Below are 17,556 nucleotides of genomic sequence, written 5' to 3'. Positions count from 1 at the left end.
TTTTTAAGGTTTTACAATAAAAAAGATTAATTAGGTCACATTAACGGAAGGAGGAATTTGTATGATGATTAAAACATTGCATATGCAATATGAAGAGAGTTTTGAAGCGTTTGATGATCGTGTGAATGTATTTTTGCAAGAAATTAATGACAAGCAACATTGGGAACTTGTATCAGTTACTCCTTCCGTTACAAACACCGTTGAAGGCGTAGACTATTTTATAACAATTGTTTTTAAAAAATAACAACCATCATTTAAAAATAACCTGAACCATAATTCAATGGCCCAGGTTATTTTTATATAATGTTAGCAATAGCTGTGTAAATTGAAAATTAGATTACGTTAAAAATTTTCGATTTCAGTTACTATTGATAATACAGAACTACAGTGTCTGATTTAAAAAAATAGAATTTGTCCCGTTCTCTTTAATTTTAAAAATACGTTTCTATTTCAGTTTATCTAATTCATAATTATATGAATTTAATTATCAGATAAATTCATATAATTATGAATTAAAGGTTTTTTTAGGTACTTGGAAATAGTCGGCTAAAATTTTCGTATCTTTTTCTGAAGGTACTCTGTAATCATGTTCCCAATCCCAAATTTGGCAAATTCTGTAGTCTTTCTCATAGTTTTTGTTTAAATTAATTGCTAATTTAGACAAACTTAACTGTTTTTTTTCACGAAGCTCAGTTAAAGTTTTCAAACCCAATTCCCTCCTAAAATTTCTATAAATAACTTACAATTAATATTTTAGTACAGATAATCTATATCTTCAAATTAAGTTATCACTAATTTTTAATATATAATAATTAAAGTTTTGGACAATATTAGTGTTTTGAATAAAACACTAACTGTCATTTAATTATTTATAATGAAAAGTATAATATGAGGGTATAGATATTAGAAGAAACTAAAACATAAATGGAGGAAAAACGAATTGAAAATTATTGCAATGAGTATTTTTGTAGATAATCAAGAAAAAGCGAAACGATTTTATACAGAGAAGTTAGGATTTGAACTTGTGCATGATATAGATATAGGTGGAGGGTTTAGATGGTTAACAGTAAAAGAAAATAATTCTGACAATCCAGTTGAAATTGTCTTAGAACCCAATGATAATCCGATAGCTAAAACATATCAAAATGATTTGTTTAATTCGGGTATCCCAGTGACTATGTTTGGCGTTTCCAATTTAGAACAGTCTTATCAATCATTATCCAATTTAAATGTTAAATTTAAAACAAAGCCAAAAGAAGTTGAAGAGATTAAACTGGCAGTCATTGAAGATACATGTGGCAATTTAATTCAATTAATCGAGCAATAACTTAAATGTGAATTACAACTTTACTAAACGTAAGATAAGAGAATGAGAAAGAAATTATATTTTTTATGATTTCGGTATCTGACGCGGTAAACATGACTAGAAAAAGAGGCTAGGTGAAGCGTACTATATATGCATTGGGTTATCTATAAATCTTGCAAACTAGAAAGAAGGAATACAAGAGTTAAGGCTCATACACAAATGCCGCTAACTCAATAAAATTTATATTCCAGTCATCTACTGTCAATATGATATCCATGCCCAAGATATTAAGTATATTTTGGGTCTCTTTTTACATATTAAATCAAAGGAATGAGTAAGGTGAGGTTAGAAGTAAAGTATACTGAGGAACTATCGAATATTAAATTATTAGAAATATTAAAAGAAAGAGTGAAAATTTTTGTTGTAGAGCAAAAATGTATTTATCAAGAAATAGACGATAAAGATAGAAATGCTCAACATGTTATATTATATGATGAAAACAATATTATAGCATATACCCGCATTGTCACTTCTGAAAATGGTATTAGTTTTGGTAGGGTGCTAGTAACTCAAAATTATAGAAAAAAAGGTTATGGTCGCGAAATTGTACAATGTACGATTGACATTATAAAAAAACAATACCACCATAAATTTTTAAAAATATCAGGACAAGCTCATTTGAAAACATTTTATGAATCCTTTGGGTTTCAAGCAAATTCAAAAACATATATGGAAGATGGTATCCCGCATATTGAGTTTATGATGTACATTTAGAAATAACAATGGTATAAGCGAGGGCAAAAATGCTTTTTTCTAAAATAATCTTTTGCTATCCAGTATTAATCCTAATTAAAAATGCAAGAGCTTAAGCCCTTGCATAAATAAGAACAACTTCGTTATAAATGTAAAATTGGTTCTGTGAAATTGAATATAAACAATTTGAGTCTAATCGATGAATGCAAACAACATATTTCATATTGAGACAGTTTGCACTTCAACTTTTATAAAACAACTGGCTAATATTTTTAATATTTATATATTTCAATATTATGGATGATATTGGCCTGTGTTACTAAAATCGATAAATTAAAAAGAATTTGATACTATTTAACCCCTTATTGAATAGTCATCCTAATTATATAAACGGAAGGTTATTTATTTTTTCATTTTATCAATATCTTGAGCAACTAGAGTTAATAGTTCTTGAGTTTCAGCATCCGTTAACTCGTCAGACCCTTTAATTCTAATTACAGAACCCTTGTCAGTTTTGACATGATAAATAGGTTCTTCATCCTTATAAACTTTACGCAATATTTTCATCTCATCACCCTTTTTTTTATAAAAACAAGTTTTCTATTATATAAAATAATACATGCGTAGAAATATTATTTTTAAAGAAGAATAAAGTCGCATTTTATAACTGTAGTTATTAATACTTTAACTATAGGATAACTTTTTATTTAATTCTTTTCCAATGGTAAGATTAAATTTATTTGATTATTTTGCTTAATCATATGTAAATTAATACACTGTAAACCTTAAACATTAATTTAGCGATTTTTTTTAGAAAATTTAGTTTTTTATGTTTTTAATTTATAATGAGGGGTATAAAATACTAAGCACAAAAAGTCCTCCAAACTTTAGTGTGGAATATATTTTTGAGATTGGCGCCGCTTTTCGAAGCGGCGTTTTTGTTTTATACTGCATATAGTGTAAATAATTTTTTATAAAGGATGTATATTGTGAAATTGCTTAATGTATTATCAATTTTATGTAGTTTAGTAATAATCATCGTTATCATATACGGCGTTATCATGATGATTGGTGACTTAATGGGAATAACAACATTTAATAATCAATTATTAATTGTTGGTTTAGCATTTGTATTATTAAGTGGTTTATTTGGTAAAAGTAGACCAAGATTATCAATGCTAGTACTATTCATTGGTTTTATTATCGTAGTTATAAATTAATAAATATAAAAAGGAGCGAAAAAGAAATCACAATTAATTAAATGATTTCGTGTTTTCGCTCCTTTTTATACGCACTTAAAATGTTTTCTTTTCAAAAATCATAAAGAAATAACTTACTCAATATTACTTTTTAGCTTGTTATCCATGTCTTTTGCTACATTTATCAACAGTTTTTTTACTTCTTTTGGTGTTAAATCATTGCCAGCCGTCACTTTTATAATTAAACCTAAATCTGTTTTAATGTGATATGTTGTTCGATTATTTTCAGATACACTTCTCAAAATTTGCATCTTAATCACCTCATTATTAAATTACCCTAACAACTCTTCCTGAGATAGCTATATAGCATTAAGCAAGTTATTCAAATTAACTAAAGTGTAAAATGTTAATTAAGCATTATTTTAATATATTTAAAGTGAAATGGATAATAATTAGCTTCTTTTAAATAGTTAAAAGTATTATCTAATCAATTTAGGTATCGCTTTTATGAAAATAATTTCTCCCAATAATTCACATAATGTTTGTGTAATAACAACTGTTGTAGTAATTGTTACCCAGTCTTTTGGTAAAGCTAAAGCTAAAGGTAGAACGACCAGTGCGTTCCTCGTACTTGAACTAAATGCTAATGTTCTTTTTGCTTCAGCTTCTAATTTAAATAGTTTGCCACAAAGAGCGCCTATAAAAGGAGAAATGATCAAAAAGCAAATATAAATCGGTACTACTATTAATACAATATCTAAGTTATGAATTATTTTATTTATTTGTGATCCTACTACAGAAAATAGAACGAATGACATGAATATTTCAGGAAGCCAAGCTGTTAATTGTAATATTTGATTGCTAATTTTAGATTTGCTGCTAAAAAATTGTAATAACAGCGCGAATATCAAAGGCAATATGATAAACATAGAAAATGCTTTTATAAATGGAACAATGGTCATATGTGAAAAAATATCTATATCTAAAAATAAAGTGAAATATATAGGTAATAATAAAATTTGAAATATAAACAGAAGTGGTGTGGCAAATAGCATAAAGTGCTCATTTCCTTTACCTAAAGCAGTAAAAACGATAACGTAATCAATACAGGGTGTTAAAAGTACAAGATATAATCCGATAATGACGGGAATATTTGAGATATTAAATAATTGTACTAAATAAAAAACAAATAACGGGATAACAATGAAATTTGAAATTAATAACGCAATTATAAACCTTACATTTAAAAAGTTTTGTTTAATTTTGAAAAATGGAATTTGAGAAAACATACTAAACATGAGTATGCCTATACACACGGAAACAATAGATTCTAAAAAGTTAGCAAAGGAATATGAAATTAAACCAGTGAGTACACCGCCTATAACCGCTGTAAAATATATATATATTTGATAATTTTCAATAAATGATTTGATGTGTTGCATAGTGACCTCTCTATAAACTATGTATTGTATTAGTATTTAATAATAATAAAATTTGAAAAATTATATAAAAAGAGCAGAACTGAAATCATATTTTATCAAATGATTCCATTGTTCTGCCCAGGTAAGGGTAGCTAGGGAAAATATAAAGGCTTAAGCCCGTTTATACGTATTACTAACTCAATAAATTAAGAAGTAACACTTTTAAAAATAGTTCTTAAGAAGTGGAATTTTACGTTTACATATCAGATGTCTACTATCTTTGAATCATTTTGAATTATAAGAAAATGATTAAAAAAACTATGTTCTTTTTTTATCTTGAACGCTCACTTTATTCTCTATTTTCTCTTCGTTTGTACTATCGATACTTAAAAGCAATGCACGAATGACTAAAACGCCAGATACAATTAATAATAAATTTTTAAAAAACTTCATAATAATCACTCACCTATATGAATTTAAAGTTCATGAAAAAATACCAGAACTTTGATTATATAATGATAATACCCGGAATTTAACTAAATGAATTAAATACCTATAATCAATGTGAATAAATTGAATTAAAAATCAATGATATAAATAGTTAAGGCTTCTTCATCAACTTCTATTTTAAGCTCATTACTATTATTTTCAATATTAATATTTACAACAACACCGTTTTCTATAGTGAAGAAAACCTGGCTCAAAATACCCATTGCATATTCATTAATAGGGCTTACTAGGGAAATTGATTTTGTATCTTCTTGAATCATAAATTGTTTTTGACTTTGATTTATTAGTTGCCATTTCGGTAAATAAGTGAGTTTCATAATAATCACTCCTTTGTTAGCGTCAAATTAATAGTGTACAGATCTGGCTCAATTCATTAAAACTTTAGTGAAGTCTATAAATTTTGAAACTACACTTCTAAACTAAATTTTTGAATTAATTGCATATGAAAGGGAATAAGTGTTGTAAGCATATTCAAAATTTGAGGTGGGAAAATGAATATTATATTATCTATCATTTTAGCATTAATTTTTGCTTTTTTAGCAACAATGCCATTTTTATTTATAAATACGCGATTACATGAAAATATCAATCATTCTAAAGATGAAGTACGTCATGAAAAAATAAGAGCAGTAAAACGTTTTATCTACTTTTTTATTTTGATTATCATTTTGTTGGCAATTTACCATTTTATTACAAACTAAATATACTGCTATTTTAAAAAAAATTAAGCGTTATTTTAAATTTTTGCAAAAATTTAAAAAGATAATTGAAAAACTCAACGTATTTAACAAACTTAAGTGACGATGATTAGGATTGGAAAAGGCTTGTTTGATTGCATTTTCAATTCAGTCATCTACTGTTTGACTCGTATTTGAAGTTAAGCTGCCAGTTTATGTGCTAGTAGCATAATTTTTAACTAAAAATAATAGAAAATAGTACACCAACAACACCAAAAATAATTAAGATAACAGTTAATCCAAGCAGGGATTCTTTTGTTTCTTGAGTCCCTCTTACTTTATAAATAACTAGAGAAATAATGCCAGCAATTAAAAAGAATAATGAGAGCCAAAATATTATCATGAAATGTAGACTCAAAGTGCTGCACCTCCTTTATCGTTTTAATTTTACGCTAGGATATAAGTTGTTCAAATAATATTTTGAAAATTAACAGATGAGTTAATTAGATTAATATTAATTTTATCTTATCATTTATTAATGATATGCCATAGTGTAATTTTTCTTTATGCTTTTGTTTTAAATATTTATTTAAGGAAAAAGACTATTAGTTACATTATAGATAGAATACAAATGGGGGAATTTTTATGAGCAATATAACAGAAGATTTTGAAAATGCCAAAAAAGCGGTCAACAATTTGAAAGCAAGTAAGCGCACAGATTTTCAAGAAACAGAACAATTGATAATAAATTTAAAAAAAGAAGTAAGAAATGACTTAATGCCCAAGATTGAACAAGAAGATAAAAGATTAAAAGAAATTGCGAGTAAATTAGATGCGCATATCAAAACAGCATTTGAATCATTTAACACATTAGATGAAATTATTAATTATTTGGAATCGGCGTTCCAGCGTGGAAAAAAAGATAAAGCATATGGAAGGGCACTCATATTATTAGAAGAAAATCCAATGATTGAAAAAGCTAAAACATATTTTAGCGATAAAGAACAAAATGGCAAGTTTATTGGAATTATTTTGAATAAATTAATTGAACTAAGTGACGAAATTATGCCAGAAGAGTATACTGAATTATTGAAAGTTGAAAAATCCTTTTTTGAAGTGAAATATAGTAATTTGTAGCAATTTTGGTATAAAATAAGAAATGTTAAAATATAGTAAGTGATTACTTTTAAAAGCAGTGCCTTTTTTAAGACATAATGAAAATAATATGTATTAAAATTTTAGATTTTTATCACTGTATCGATGTATAATGAAATAAAATCAAATATGTAAGGAGATACATGCTATGAATGAAGTGAATAAAGTGATTTATATTGTTTTAGCAGTGTTTTTAGGTAGTTTTGGAATCCACAAATTTTATGCGAGAAAAACTGGAATGGGTCTTTTATTCCTTGTATTTTGTTGGACAGGCATCCCACAAATTTTAGCAATTATTGGTGCGGTTATTACTTTATTTAAACCTGCAGATCAAAATGGTAACGTTTTAGTATAAAAAATAATAGCTAAAGATAGGAACAGGATAAAATCTTAGTTTTTGGTTAAGTTATACTGTCCCAGTGTGTTTAGAACTTATTTTTTACAACAATTTGAGGTCCAATAGGCTCTCTTTTTTGTGATAGCGAATAGGGAATGAGATAACACGGGTTAACACTCATTCATTTATAAGTAGCCACTAATGCGATAAATTGAGAGATAATACTTTAAAAGGTGATGAATGAAAAAGTAGTTATTTGAAAATATAATGCAATTACTTTTTGCTGGTGGGCCATTACCAAATTAAAAACAGGTTGAGATATTAATGTATCTCAACCTGTTTTTAGCTTTGAAAGTATAATGTGCTTAATAAAGTTAAAACTTATAATTATTAAATCCATTTTTATTTCGACAGTACATTTCATAAATTTTGCAATATTTACAATTTAAATCAAATACCCTGAGAACAATAATTAATTTGACTAATTTTAAAATTTAAAATGTAATGTAATAGACAAATAATTATTATTTGATATGATGGTAAAAAGACACAAAATGGTACAACATGTAACGATTAAAATATAGGTAATCGAGGTTATGCTGATGACATTCTATGATTTTATAATTGACTTTGTAAATGATGATACGCCGCTCGGTCAACTTGCCCATTTTATAAACAGAGATAAGCACTTCCCAAAACATGCAACGAGTTACCATGAAATATATGCATACTTCAAAATGAATTACACATATAATGAAGTTATGACATCTGCTAAAAGAGCATTAAGTTTATATCATAATAATTTAGATGTTAATTAAGTTTATATCAGTTATTCATAGTACCAATTTTGAATTTCTAAAGCCCATTTAATATCTTCAGTGCGAAAGTTGACTTCATTATGCCTTATAGAAAAAGGCTTTATAATATTTTGTGCCATCCATGTATTAATCAATTCGGTAGGCAATCCGTCCAATTCCATATCACTTTTACTGAGTACAAAACACTCCCAATCAAGAGAAATTTTTGAAGGATTAATATATTTACACTCATTGAGCTGATTCATAAAAACACTCCTTAACATTGTAAATCCAACGGTAAGTTTTACCCAACTCCAAATAAAATAAAACGGTAAATCTGAAAAATATTGTCGTATTAATAAGCGACTCAAAGGAATTGACAGCAATCATGATTTCAGTGCATAAACCCATAAAAAACAACTGTAATTGCATAAGATATAACATTTTCTATATCTTTGATTTTTAACCCCCTTTTGTAATTAACTTACTTTTTACATTTTAAAATTTTGTAAAACTAAAAACAGCTAATTACTAAAATATATAGTAATTAACTGTTTTTTGGTCTAAAGTCGCTATGTATCATTAGATTTTTCATGAGAAAAAATTGAATACGTATACTTTCCAATATGGATAACTTAATAGCACAAAAGAAAATAAAGTTACCAACATAGCAAAGATATTAGCAATACGGTCGCCACGTAAACATGCGTATAAATTAATTAAAAACACACCTAAAATGAATAGGATAGCAGCTAATAATTGTAATTCTCCTTCTAAAACTTTATTAACGGCTAATAATGGAGTCAGTAATGTAACTAATGACAAGAACAGAGATAATAAAGTTGTAGTATATTTCAAATTGTTCAGCCCTCTCTAAGATAAACTTTTATAAGCACAATGTGATAAAAAATAACTTAATAAAATAATATTTGCTTAGCAATTTAATTGCAAGTGATTTTTAACTACAGACTTATATTTACTGTTACTAATTAAATAAATGATACAAAAAGAGAGGCAATCATAACTGTAACAACCAGAAGAATTAAGTATAGTTTTAATCAAACAATCTCATCTCTTCACCGTTGAAATAATAACTTAACCAATGCTCATCGACGTAATCTTCACCATATTTTCTAGCATACTTTTCAAGAGCAAGCACTTCAAAATTCAAGTTACTTAAAAATACTTTTCCACTAATATTGTTAGAAATAAGAGAAGTCATTAAAATTTCAATATTTTTATCATTACAAATTTGGAAAACGTATTTCATTAATTGATTAGCAATTTGTTCTCTGAATGCATGACTATCACCCATTACACACATATTTTCAATAACTGCTTTATGTGCCAAACTATAAGTTTGGTTAAATATAAGTGTGACAGAGCCAATTAATATGCTTTCTTGGAAAGCACCAATGACCACTTTATCGTTTGGGTCAGAAGTAAGTAATTTTTCTATATTTAGCTCAGCTAAGCACCGCTCATTTTGCAATTTCCAAGCAAATACATCGAGGTCTTCATGAATGCCATGTAATAATAATTTTTTATAGTCTACTAAGTCATCGATTGATAAATAACGTATGTTTGACATTGAAAGCCTCCTAAAAAGTATACTTTTTTTATAAATTTTCCTGCTATATTAAATATAATATTAAGGGAAAAAGAATAATTGAGCAACACTATATTTAATATTTTTCTAAGATATTACTTCATTTTTAATTTATAAACTAAAAAATGTATGATCATTAAGAATATAATTGTAATTAATTTTATTTTTAATAAAAAGAAATGCATATGATAAATATGGTATAATATAGTGAGTTATACATTTTGAGTGGAGGCATGGTAAGTGGGGGCTTTAATAACTATTATTGTTTCTCTAGTATTGCTTATCCTGATTTCTTTTGTTGTATTGATGATCTATATTTGTATTAATTATAAAGATGAAGACGATTTGTAAATTAGAAAGCGAAGAATTCAAAAGACATCATGACTTAAGCATTTTGCAATCTTAAATAAATAAAAACCCCCAAATTCTCAACAGAATTTGGGGGATATAATTATTTTTATTCAACAACTTGTACGTTTAAATCTACGTCAATGTTGCCACGAGTTGCTTTTGAGTATGGACAGAATTCATGTGCATCCTGTAAGTATTTTTCAGCATCTTCTTGAGATAATACGTTTTTGACTTTCGCATCAATAGATACGCTTAATTGAGGGCTTTCTGCATTTGGATCGTCTTCTAAACGAACTGTTAAAGTGACTTCAGGTTCAGCATCTCTCACCTTATTTTGTTTGAGAATTAAATCAAATGCCCCATTAAAGCATGACGCATAACCTGCTGCGAATAACTGTTCAGGGTTTGTTCCTTTTTCAGCATCAGCTTGTGCTGGAGGAATAACTGCTACATCAATTGCTTTATCATCTGTTTGAACGTGACCGTTACGGCCACCTGTATTAGTTGCTTTTGTTTCATAGTTTACTGCCATTATATTACCTCCTAAATTACTTCTATATAGGTTATACCCGTAAAATAAAATTTAAATCATATATAAATCAAAATGATTTGTGTGATTTATTTAAACGAACCATGCTTAAGATTGTGTTACTACTGAGTATTGTTATACAATAATTTTAATTATCACTAAAAAAGGAAGTTTTTAAATGTCTGAAGTCAAAATTGCGGTAACAATAGAACCTGAAAATGATATACCACAATGTATCATCAATGATTTAATTAAATATCAAGCATCTTTCGATATTATAGAAGTGAGAATTGATCAATGGCTTACACCAAACGTAAAACAGATAGCTAAAGTTATAGATAAATTATATAATTTAAATTTAAATAAAAAAATCCTAGTTACTTATCGTAAACAATCACAAGGAGGCAAAGGAGATTTATCATTAGATGCGTATGTAGCATTATTAAAAGAAATTATAATTTTAGACCATGTGGATATGATAGATGTTGAATTTGAAAAAAATCAAAAACTTCAATATATGCGTAACTTAATCGATTTGGCGCGTAAAAATGACGTTGAAAGTATATTGTCTTATCACGATTTTCAAAAAACACCTTCATTGGAATCACTAAAACATTTGTATTATAAAATGCATCAAATGAATCCAGATTATTTAAAAGTAGCGGTTATGCCACATGGCAAGCAAGATGTGTTGAACCTGTTGTCAACTTTATCGGAAACAGTAGACTCAGTGCCACAACAAGTCATCGGCATTGCAATGTCCAAATTAGGTATGATATCAAGAACAGCGCAAGGCTTATTTGGTGGCGCGGTGTCATATGGTTGTTTAGACCAACCAAAAGCGCCTGGACAAATTCATGTTGAAACGTTGAAGTGTCAATTAAAAATGTACGAGTAGTTTGAAAACGAATCGTTCGTAGATTATAATTGAAAATAGTTATCAATAATGAAAGGACGATATCAGATGGAACTACAAGATGCTATAGCACAACGTAGAAGTATAAAAGCATTTAGAAGAGATATGAATATAGATGATCATGCTCTATATGAAGCAATACAACGTGCTACAGATGCACCAAATCATGGTTTGAGAGCACCATGGAGAGTGGTTCATATCGCTAAAAATAGATTGGGAGATATGAGTAAACAATTAACTGAGATTGCTTTCCCCAATATAAAGAAAAAGCAAGAAGACCATTATAAAGTGGCAACAAATCTCGGTGGAATGCTTGCTTTAATCGTGAAAGAAGACCCAAGACAAAAAGAAAATTTAGAGAACCATATGGCTTTTGGTGCATTTGCACAAAACCTAATGTTATTACTATATGAAGCTGGCATAGGCACTTGCTGGAAGACACCAGCATATATATTCAATCCTGAAATACGCAGCATTTTCGGTGTACAAGATGATGAGCAATTGGTAGGTCTATTATATTTAACTGATCTTAAAGATTTAGAAAAAATGCCACATAGAGAACGTCAACAGAGCCAAACCATTGAAACATTTTAAACTGACTAATCAATAAACTATGTGTTTACCACGGGGCAGACAGAAAAACTTGGTTTCTGTTCTGCTCCTTTATTTTTATACAAAAAATAAGACAACATAAAGTAGAAGTTGCTAATTTATGCTGTCCTATTAAGTATGACTAAAACAATATCGAGTTTACGGTGCTAGCGTTAAGTATTTAGTTACTTATCTTAAATGATAAGTTTAATCTATTAATTGATGGGAATCTAAATCTGACATCGCCTTAAATCATTGCTTATTCAAAAGTTTCAGCTAAGAATGATTCAACTTGTTCTGGCGATTTAGCATTAGCTGAATGTAAGTGCGCTAATTTTTCCCCATTTTTGAAAACTAAAAGGCTAGGGATGCCCATAACATCGTTATCTGCAGCAGCATCTTCTAATTCATCACGGTTTACTGTATACCAGTTATAATTGTTGTATTTTTCTACAATTGGATCAATCCACATGTCCATTGCTCTACAATCCGGGCACCATCCCGCTTCGAATTTAACAATGACTGGGTTGTCACTTTGTATCGTAGTTTTAAATTGGTCGTTAGTACTAATTGGTTCCATAATTATGCTCCTTTATAAAGATATTAATAATAACATTATAACGGACAATTTCCTGTTATTAAAAAAATCAGCTTAATAATTAGAGCGTTTTTGTCATAATTTTGTTATATTAGTGTTAACTATACATAGGAGGTACAGAATAATGATAAAATTTTACCAGTATCCTAATTGTACGACTTGTAAAAAAGCTGCCAAATTTTTACAAGAATATGGGGTCAGTTATGAACCCATTGATATTGTGCAGCATACACCTACTAAAAAAGAGTTTAAAGAAATTATTGATGCTACTGGCATTGATATCAACAAACTTTTTAATACACACGGTGCCAAATATCGAGAATTAGGTCTTAAAGATAAACTTAAAGATCTATCTGATGAGGAAAAATTAGATTTATTATCTTCTAACGGTATGTTAGTAAAAAGACCCTTAGCTGTATTAGGGAACAAAGCAACTGTAGGCTTTAAAGAAGATCAATATAAAGCAACTTGGATATAAACACATATTATTCTTAAAATATAATTTTATGCTATTTAAAAAATAGATGAACATTTATTGAGATTGTTTTATTTACTGCGATAAAAAATACGAGTTGCCTTATAAAAGCGATTAAATAGTTGATTGTAAGCCTTTCATATGGCATCATTAATATGTAAAAACATTTAGGAGGGGATTCTCGTGGCAGTACCAAGTGAATTAAAATATTCTAAAGAACACGAATGGGTAAAAATTGAAGGAAATACAGTAACTATTGGTATTACTGAATATGCACAAAGTGAATTAGGAGATATCGTATTCGTTGAATTACCTGAAACTGATGATGATATCGAGGAGGGCGAATCTTTCGGTAGTGTTGAATCAGTTAAAACAGTTTCTGAACTTTATGCACCTGTTTCAGGTAAAGTTGTAGAAACAAATGATGAATTAGAAGATAGTCCTGAATTTGTTAATGAATCACCATACGAAAAAGCATGGATGGTTAAAGTCGAATTAAATGATGAAAGTCAATTAGACGAATTAATGTCAGCTGATCAATATTCAGAAATGATTGGTGAATAACATTGCGATTAAACTCCACGATATCTCTTATCATGGAGTTTTTATTTTACCCAAATTCAGAAAAAATTATTATTTATTATTCAAAACAATCCATTTATTTTGATGTATTTATTTAAAAAGTGGCTACAAGTTATTTGGATTGCTATAGAACGTATAAGATGACAAATGAAAGGTTCAATAATAAGATAATGTAAGAAACGATTATGAATGTTTATGCTAGCTAAATAGGGTGTAGAACTAAATATAAATGAATTTACTATCACATTAGAGGGTGGATGTCATGACGATACTAAACCAAGTTATTATTGTCGAAGGAAAATCAGACAAAAAACGGGTAAAGCAAGTTATTGATCAGCCAATCGAAATCATTTGTACTAACGGCACAATGAGTGTTGATAAGTTAGATGAGATGATCGAATCATTATATGATAAGCAAGTCTATATTCTTGCAGACGCAGATAATGAAGGTGAAAAGATACGTAAATGGTTTAAAAAATATTTAAGTGAAAGTAAACATATTCACATAGATAAACAATACGGTGAGGTTGCGAGATGTCCTAAGCCATATTTATCCAAAGTGTTAGCAAAACATGGATTTTTAGTTAAAGATGAAGAAAAAGTTGCGAAAGCAAAGTTAGATTATATTGCTGAAAGGGTTAGTTTATTAACATGAATGTAAAGCGTGAACCACGTGTTGATGTACAAGAACACGTAGATAAAGATAAATATCTTATATTTGGTTACACACCGACATGTGGCACATGTAAGGTGTCAGAACGAATGTTAGATATTGCTAATGAAATGTTAGAATTACCAATTACTAAGTTAGATTTAAATTTGCATCCTGACTTTAGTCAAGCATATGAAATACAATCAGTTCCTATTCTTATGCTTATGTCTAAAGGGGAAGAACAAAAAAGGATTTATGCGTTTCAATCGGTTCCTTATTTGTTAGAAAATTTAAAATAATCATTGACGAAACTATAGTGCAATGGTAGGATTATGGATAATTAAATAATGAACTCTTATCACGAGAGGTGGAGGGATGTGCCCTACGAAGCCCGGCAACCGTCTTTAATAGAAATGGTGCCAATTCACATAAAGTTATCAAACTTTAGAAGATGAGAGAAGCGGGTTATGCTTTCTCTATTCTTCGACAATAAGAGAAAGCATTTTTTTAATTGAATGAGCAATACAAGGAGGCAACAACAATGATTGAATTAAATCAAATCGTTAAAAGATATAAAACGAAAAAACACGATGTGTTAGCTGTAGATCATGTTGATTTAAGTATTCAATCAGGCTCAATTTTCGGTGTAGTTGGCTTTTCGGGCGCAGGTAAAAGTACTTTGATTAGACTTTTAAACAACCTTGAACAACCGACTTCAGGTGACGTTGTAATTGGTGGAGATACAATTGGGAAATTATCGAAATCAGAATTAAGAAAAAAACGTCAAAAAGTGAGTATGATTTTTCAACATTTTAATCTATTGTGGTCACGTAACGTTTTGAATAATATTACTTTTCCATTAGAAATCGCAGGCGTATCGCGTAGTGAAGCGAAACGACGTGCATTGGAGTTAGTAGAGCTTGTAGGACTAAAAGGTAGAGAAAATGCCTATCCCTCAGAATTGTCAGGTGGACAGAAGCAACGTGTAGGTATCGCCCGCGCTTTAGCAAATGAACCTAATGTTTTACTTTGTGATGAAGCTACAAGTGCATTAGATCCTCAAACAACTGATGAGATTTTAGAATTATTATTAAAAATTAAAGAAGAAAGAAATTTAACAATTGTTATTATTACCCATGAAATGCAAGTGATAAGACGTATATGTGATGAAGTGGCAGTGATGGAAAACGGCCGTGTCATTGAGCAAGGTCAAGTTTCGACTGTCTTTGAAAACCCTCAACATGAAGTAACAAAACGGTTTGTTAAAGAAGACTTAAATGATGAATTTGATGAATCACTGTTTGAATTAGTTGATATGGATGAAAGCTCATCAGTAGTACGTTTGAACTTTACTGGAAATAATACGACTGAGCCTATCGTGTCATACATAACAAAGACACATAATATTGATGTCAATATACTTGAAGCAAATATTAAACATACCAAAGATGGTTCACTAGGCTTTTTAGTTTTACATTTATTAGACGTAGATTCTGAAAAATTTGAAAAGTTCAAAAATGATTTAGAGGCGCAACATGTTTCTGTGGAGGTGTTAAAGCATGGGTAATTCATTTAGCGAGATTCTACAGGAAATGATTACAATGCCTAATGTAAGTTGGGATGAAGTTTGGATAGCTACATATGAAACGATTTATATGACACTGATAGCTACAGTGTTTGCATTTGTTTTAGGTTTGATACTAGGCGTTCTTTTATTCTTGTCTGCTAAAAGTAAATCACCTGTAGCTAGAATTTTTTACAGTGTTGTATCATTCATTGTTAATTTATTCAGAGCGATACCATTTATTATCTTAATTTTATTATTGATACCATTTACAAGTTTACTATTAGGAACTATTAGTGGCCCAACAGGTGCTTTACCAGCATTAATTATCAGTGCTGCACCTTTCTATGCAAGATTAGTAGAAATTGCTTTTAAAGAAATTGATAAAGGTGTTATTGAAGCAGCTTGGTCAATGGGAGCCACAACTTGGACAGTAGTTAGAAAAGTACTTTTACCAGAAGCGATGCCAGCATTAATTTCTGGTATTACTGTGACTGCTATTGCTTTAGTAGGTTCTACTGCAGTAGCTGGCGTCATTGGGGCTGGTGGTTTAGGTAATTTAGCTTACTTAACCGGATTTACAAGAAATCAAAATGATGTCATTTTTGTTTCGACAATTTTAATTCTAATTATAGTATTTATCATCCAATTTATTGGAGATAAAATGACTAACAAAATAGATAAACGCTAAGTTTAAAGGGGGCATTTATATGAAGAAATTATTTAGTTTAGCATTAGTATTAGCACTCACATTAGTATTAGCAGCTTGTGGTAATGGAGGCGGAGGCGATGATAAAACAATAACGGTTGGTGCTTCTCCTGCACCACATGCTGAACTTTTAGAACAAGCTAAACCCATCTTAGAAGATAAAGGTTATGACTTAAAAATCAAAACAATTAACGATTATACGACGCCAAATAAATTATTGGATAAAGGTGAGTTAGATGCTAACTTCTTCCAGCACACACCTTATTTGGACACTGAAAAGAAAGATAAAGGATATAAAATTGAATCTGCTGGTAACGTTCATTTAGAGCCAATGGCTGTTTATTCCAAGAAATATAAGGATTTAAAAGATTTGCCAAAAGGTGCCACTGTGTACGTTTCAAATAATCCAGCTGAAGAGGGCCGTTTCTTAAAATTCTTCTCTGATGCCGGATTAATTAAAATTAAAGATGGTGTTAAAACAGAAGATGCTAAATTTGACGATATTGTAGAAAATAAAAAAGATATCAAATTTAATAATAAACAATCAGCAGAGTACTTACCTAAAATTTATCAAAATGAAGACGCTGATGCAGTCATTATTAATTCAAACTTTGCAATTGATCAAAAATTAAGTCCTAAAGATGATTCAATTGTGTTAGAAAAAGCAAAAGATAATCCTTACGCTAATTTGATTGGTGTTAAGGAAGGTCATAAAGATGATAAAAAAATCAAAGCTTTAATGGAAGCACTACAATCTAAAGAAATCAAAGATTACATTAATGAAAAATATGATGGTGCTGTTGTACCAGCAAAATAATATCAAGC

29 protein-coding genes and 1 riboswitch are annotated in these 17,556 nt (G+C 29.2%); of the genes, 17 read left to right on the top strand and 12 right to left on the bottom strand.

Annotation, left to right across the window (positions count from 1 at the left end; genetic code table 11):
- Positions 1-61: 61 nt before the first annotated feature.
- On the top strand, positions 62-244 hold the full coding sequence (locus IEU88_RS10065) for a hypothetical protein (protein WP_096810632.1): 183 nt from the start codon (positions 62-64) through the stop codon (positions 242-244).
- Positions 245-505: 261 nt separating this feature from the next.
- Here the strand turns inward: IEU88_RS10065 and IEU88_RS10060 are convergent, their stop codons facing one another.
- A complete protein-coding gene (locus IEU88_RS10060; RefSeq protein WP_096810631.1) occupies positions 506-706 on the bottom strand; it encodes a helix-turn-helix domain-containing protein in 201 nt (66 codons plus the stop codon).
- 234 nt (positions 707-940) lie between these two features.
- Between IEU88_RS10060 and IEU88_RS10055 the strand changes: the two genes are divergently transcribed.
- Together IEU88_RS10055 and IEU88_RS10050 are read left to right on the top strand one after the other, a co-directional pair.
- Complete coding sequence (locus IEU88_RS10055) at positions 941-1,327, top strand: VOC family protein (RefSeq protein WP_103373746.1); 387 nt, start codon at positions 941-943, stop codon at positions 1,325-1,327.
- 309 nt (positions 1,328-1,636) lie between these two features.
- Positions 1,637-2,080 (top strand): GNAT family N-acetyltransferase, encoded by a 444-nt coding sequence (locus IEU88_RS10050; RefSeq protein ID WP_170006967.1) that lies wholly within the window; start codon positions 1,637-1,639, stop codon positions 2,078-2,080.
- Between the two features lie 381 nt (positions 2,081-2,461).
- Here the strand turns inward: IEU88_RS10050 and vraX are convergent, their stop codons facing one another.
- Complete coding sequence (gene vraX / locus IEU88_RS10045) at positions 2,462-2,626, bottom strand: C1q-binding complement inhibitor VraX (RefSeq protein WP_158266109.1); 165 nt, start codon at positions 2,624-2,626, stop codon at positions 2,462-2,464.
- A 422-nt stretch (positions 2,627-3,048) separates the two neighbouring features.
- Here vraX and IEU88_RS10040 point away from each other — a divergent pair, with 422 nt between their 5' ends.
- Positions 3,049-3,279 (top strand): hypothetical protein, encoded by a 231-nt coding sequence (locus IEU88_RS10040; protein ID WP_096810628.1) that lies wholly within the window; start codon positions 3,049-3,051, stop codon positions 3,277-3,279.
- Between the two features lie 113 nt (positions 3,280-3,392).
- On the opposite strand, the gene IEU88_RS10035 is transcribed toward IEU88_RS10040, so the two are convergent.
- The 4 genes from IEU88_RS10035 to IEU88_RS10025 all read right to left on the bottom strand — a co-directional run bounded on the left by IEU88_RS10035 (position 3,393) and on the right by IEU88_RS10025 (position 5,506).
- The gene (locus IEU88_RS10035; protein ID WP_170006885.1) at positions 3,393-3,569 is read right to left on the bottom strand and encodes a hypothetical protein; all 177 of its coding nucleotides are present in this window, start codon (positions 3,567-3,569) and stop codon (positions 3,393-3,395) included.
- A 168-nt stretch (positions 3,570-3,737) separates the two neighbouring features.
- Complete coding sequence (locus tag IEU88_RS10030) at positions 3,738-4,700, bottom strand: arsenic resistance protein (protein ID WP_115359577.1); 963 nt, start codon at positions 4,698-4,700, stop codon at positions 3,738-3,740.
- Between the two features lie 297 nt (positions 4,701-4,997).
- Positions 4,998-5,132 carry a hypothetical protein gene (locus IEU88_RS13775; protein WP_255201748.1) on the bottom strand — a complete coding sequence of 45 codons (135 nt, stop codon included), beginning with the start codon at positions 5,130-5,132 and terminating at the stop codon, positions 4,998-5,000.
- A gap of 125 nt (positions 5,133-5,257) precedes the next feature.
- Positions 5,258-5,506 (bottom strand): hypothetical protein, encoded by a 249-nt coding sequence (locus IEU88_RS10025; protein ID WP_103373759.1) that lies wholly within the window; start codon positions 5,504-5,506, stop codon positions 5,258-5,260.
- Positions 5,507-5,680: 174 nt separating this feature from the next.
- Between IEU88_RS10025 and IEU88_RS10020 the strand changes: the two genes are divergently transcribed.
- Positions 5,681-5,890 carry a hypothetical protein gene (locus tag IEU88_RS10020; RefSeq protein WP_096810625.1) on the top strand — a complete coding sequence of 70 codons (210 nt, stop codon included), beginning with the start codon at positions 5,681-5,683 and terminating at the stop codon, positions 5,888-5,890.
- Positions 5,891-6,101: 211 nt separating this feature from the next.
- Here IEU88_RS10020 and tsaT read toward each other — a convergent pair whose 3' ends face one another.
- Positions 6,102-6,284 carry a type II toxin-antitoxin system toxin TsaT gene (gene tsaT / locus IEU88_RS10015; protein WP_096810624.1) on the bottom strand — a complete coding sequence of 61 codons (183 nt, stop codon included), beginning with the start codon at positions 6,282-6,284 and terminating at the stop codon, positions 6,102-6,104.
- Between the two features lie 227 nt (positions 6,285-6,511).
- Here tsaT and IEU88_RS10010 point away from each other — a divergent pair, with 227 nt between their 5' ends.
- The 3 genes from IEU88_RS10010 (at position 6,512) to IEU88_RS10000 (ending at position 8,176) form a co-directional block, all read left to right on the top strand.
- Positions 6,512-7,003: a hypothetical protein gene (locus tag IEU88_RS10010; RefSeq protein ID WP_103373758.1), complete on the top strand. Its 492-nt coding sequence runs from the start codon at positions 6,512-6,514 to the stop codon at positions 7,001-7,003.
- A gap of 166 nt (positions 7,004-7,169) precedes the next feature.
- Positions 7,170-7,376: a TM2 domain-containing protein gene (locus IEU88_RS10005; RefSeq protein WP_096810622.1), complete on the top strand. Its 207-nt coding sequence runs from the start codon at positions 7,170-7,172 to the stop codon at positions 7,374-7,376.
- 584 nt (positions 7,377-7,960) lie between these two features.
- A complete protein-coding gene (locus IEU88_RS10000) occupies positions 7,961-8,176 on the top strand; it encodes a sterile alpha motif-like domain-containing protein (RefSeq protein ID WP_096810621.1) in 216 nt (71 codons plus the stop codon).
- A gap of 11 nt (positions 8,177-8,187) precedes the next feature.
- Here the strand turns inward: IEU88_RS10000 and IEU88_RS09995 are convergent, their stop codons facing one another.
- The 4 genes from IEU88_RS09995 to IEU88_RS09980 all read right to left on the bottom strand — a co-directional run bounded on the left by IEU88_RS09995 (position 8,188) and on the right by IEU88_RS09980 (position 10,647).
- Positions 8,188-8,421 carry a hypothetical protein gene (locus IEU88_RS09995; protein WP_096810620.1) on the bottom strand — a complete coding sequence of 78 codons (234 nt, stop codon included), beginning with the start codon at positions 8,419-8,421 and terminating at the stop codon, positions 8,188-8,190.
- A gap of 325 nt (positions 8,422-8,746) precedes the next feature.
- A complete protein-coding gene (locus IEU88_RS09990; RefSeq protein ID WP_096810619.1) occupies positions 8,747-9,013 on the bottom strand; it encodes a hypothetical protein in 267 nt (88 codons plus the stop codon).
- A 196-nt stretch (positions 9,014-9,209) separates the two neighbouring features.
- Complete coding sequence (locus tag IEU88_RS09985) at positions 9,210-9,746, bottom strand: GNAT family N-acetyltransferase (protein WP_096810618.1); 537 nt, start codon at positions 9,744-9,746, stop codon at positions 9,210-9,212.
- 475 nt (positions 9,747-10,221) lie between these two features.
- Positions 10,222-10,647: an organic hydroperoxide resistance protein gene (locus tag IEU88_RS09980; RefSeq protein WP_096810617.1), complete on the bottom strand. Its 426-nt coding sequence runs from the start codon at positions 10,645-10,647 to the stop codon at positions 10,222-10,224.
- A gap of 175 nt (positions 10,648-10,822) precedes the next feature.
- Here IEU88_RS09980 and aroD point away from each other — a divergent pair, with 175 nt between their 5' ends.
- Together aroD and IEU88_RS09970 are read left to right on the top strand one after the other, a co-directional pair.
- On the top strand, positions 10,823-11,542 hold the full coding sequence (gene aroD, locus IEU88_RS09975; RefSeq protein WP_103373567.1) for a type I 3-dehydroquinate dehydratase: 720 nt from the start codon (positions 10,823-10,825) through the stop codon (positions 11,540-11,542).
- A 66-nt stretch (positions 11,543-11,608) separates the two neighbouring features.
- The gene (locus IEU88_RS09970; protein WP_103373566.1) at positions 11,609-12,154 is read left to right on the top strand and encodes a nitroreductase family protein; all 546 of its coding nucleotides are present in this window, start codon (positions 11,609-11,611) and stop codon (positions 12,152-12,154) included.
- Positions 12,155-12,410: 256 nt separating this feature from the next.
- Here the strand turns inward: IEU88_RS09970 and IEU88_RS09965 are convergent, their stop codons facing one another.
- A complete protein-coding gene (locus tag IEU88_RS09965) occupies positions 12,411-12,731 on the bottom strand; it encodes a thioredoxin family protein (RefSeq protein WP_096810614.1) in 321 nt (106 codons plus the stop codon).
- Positions 12,732-12,873: 142 nt separating this feature from the next.
- Here IEU88_RS09965 and IEU88_RS09960 point away from each other — a divergent pair, with 142 nt between their 5' ends.
- The 7 genes from IEU88_RS09960 to IEU88_RS09930 all read left to right on the top strand — a co-directional run bounded on the left by IEU88_RS09960 (position 12,874) and on the right by IEU88_RS09930 (position 17,548).
- On the top strand, positions 12,874-13,227 hold the full coding sequence (locus IEU88_RS09960; RefSeq protein WP_096810613.1) for an arsenate reductase family protein: 354 nt from the start codon (positions 12,874-12,876) through the stop codon (positions 13,225-13,227).
- A 180-nt stretch (positions 13,228-13,407) separates the two neighbouring features.
- Entirely contained in the window at positions 13,408-13,788 is a 381-nt protein-coding gene (gene gcvH / locus IEU88_RS09955) for a glycine cleavage system protein GcvH (protein WP_096810612.1), read from the top strand.
- A gap of 280 nt (positions 13,789-14,068) precedes the next feature.
- Positions 14,069-14,461, top strand: coding sequence for a toprim domain-containing protein (locus tag IEU88_RS09950; RefSeq protein ID WP_096823905.1), 393 nt, complete (start codon positions 14,069-14,071; stop codon positions 14,459-14,461).
- A complete protein-coding gene (locus tag IEU88_RS09945; RefSeq protein ID WP_103373565.1) occupies positions 14,458-14,757 on the top strand; it encodes a thioredoxin family protein in 300 nt (99 codons plus the stop codon). Before IEU88_RS09950 ends, IEU88_RS09945 begins: the two co-directional genes overlap by 4 nt.
- A gap of 53 nt (positions 14,758-14,810) precedes the next feature.
- Positions 14,811-14,916, top strand: a riboswitch (SAM riboswitch).
- 83 nt (positions 14,917-14,999) lie between these two features.
- Positions 15,000-16,025, top strand: coding sequence for a methionine ABC transporter ATP-binding protein (locus IEU88_RS09940; protein ID WP_096810609.1), 1,026 nt, complete (start codon positions 15,000-15,002; stop codon positions 16,023-16,025).
- On the top strand, positions 16,018-16,713 hold the full coding sequence (locus IEU88_RS09935) for a methionine ABC transporter permease (protein WP_096810608.1): 696 nt from the start codon (positions 16,018-16,020) through the stop codon (positions 16,711-16,713). The genes IEU88_RS09940 and IEU88_RS09935 overlap by 8 nt, the downstream gene beginning before the upstream one ends.
- A gap of 19 nt (positions 16,714-16,732) precedes the next feature.
- On the top strand, positions 16,733-17,548 hold the full coding sequence (locus IEU88_RS09930) for a MetQ/NlpA family ABC transporter substrate-binding protein (protein WP_096810607.1): 816 nt from the start codon (positions 16,733-16,735) through the stop codon (positions 17,546-17,548).
- Positions 17,549-17,556: the final 8 nt, after the last annotated feature.

Source organism: Staphylococcus nepalensis, from assembly GCF_014635045.1.
Lineage (GTDB): Bacteria > Bacillota > Bacilli > Staphylococcales > Staphylococcaceae > Staphylococcus > Staphylococcus nepalensis.
Note: the sequence above shows the minus strand (reverse complement) of the source record. Positions and strands in the feature narration are given on the sequence as shown.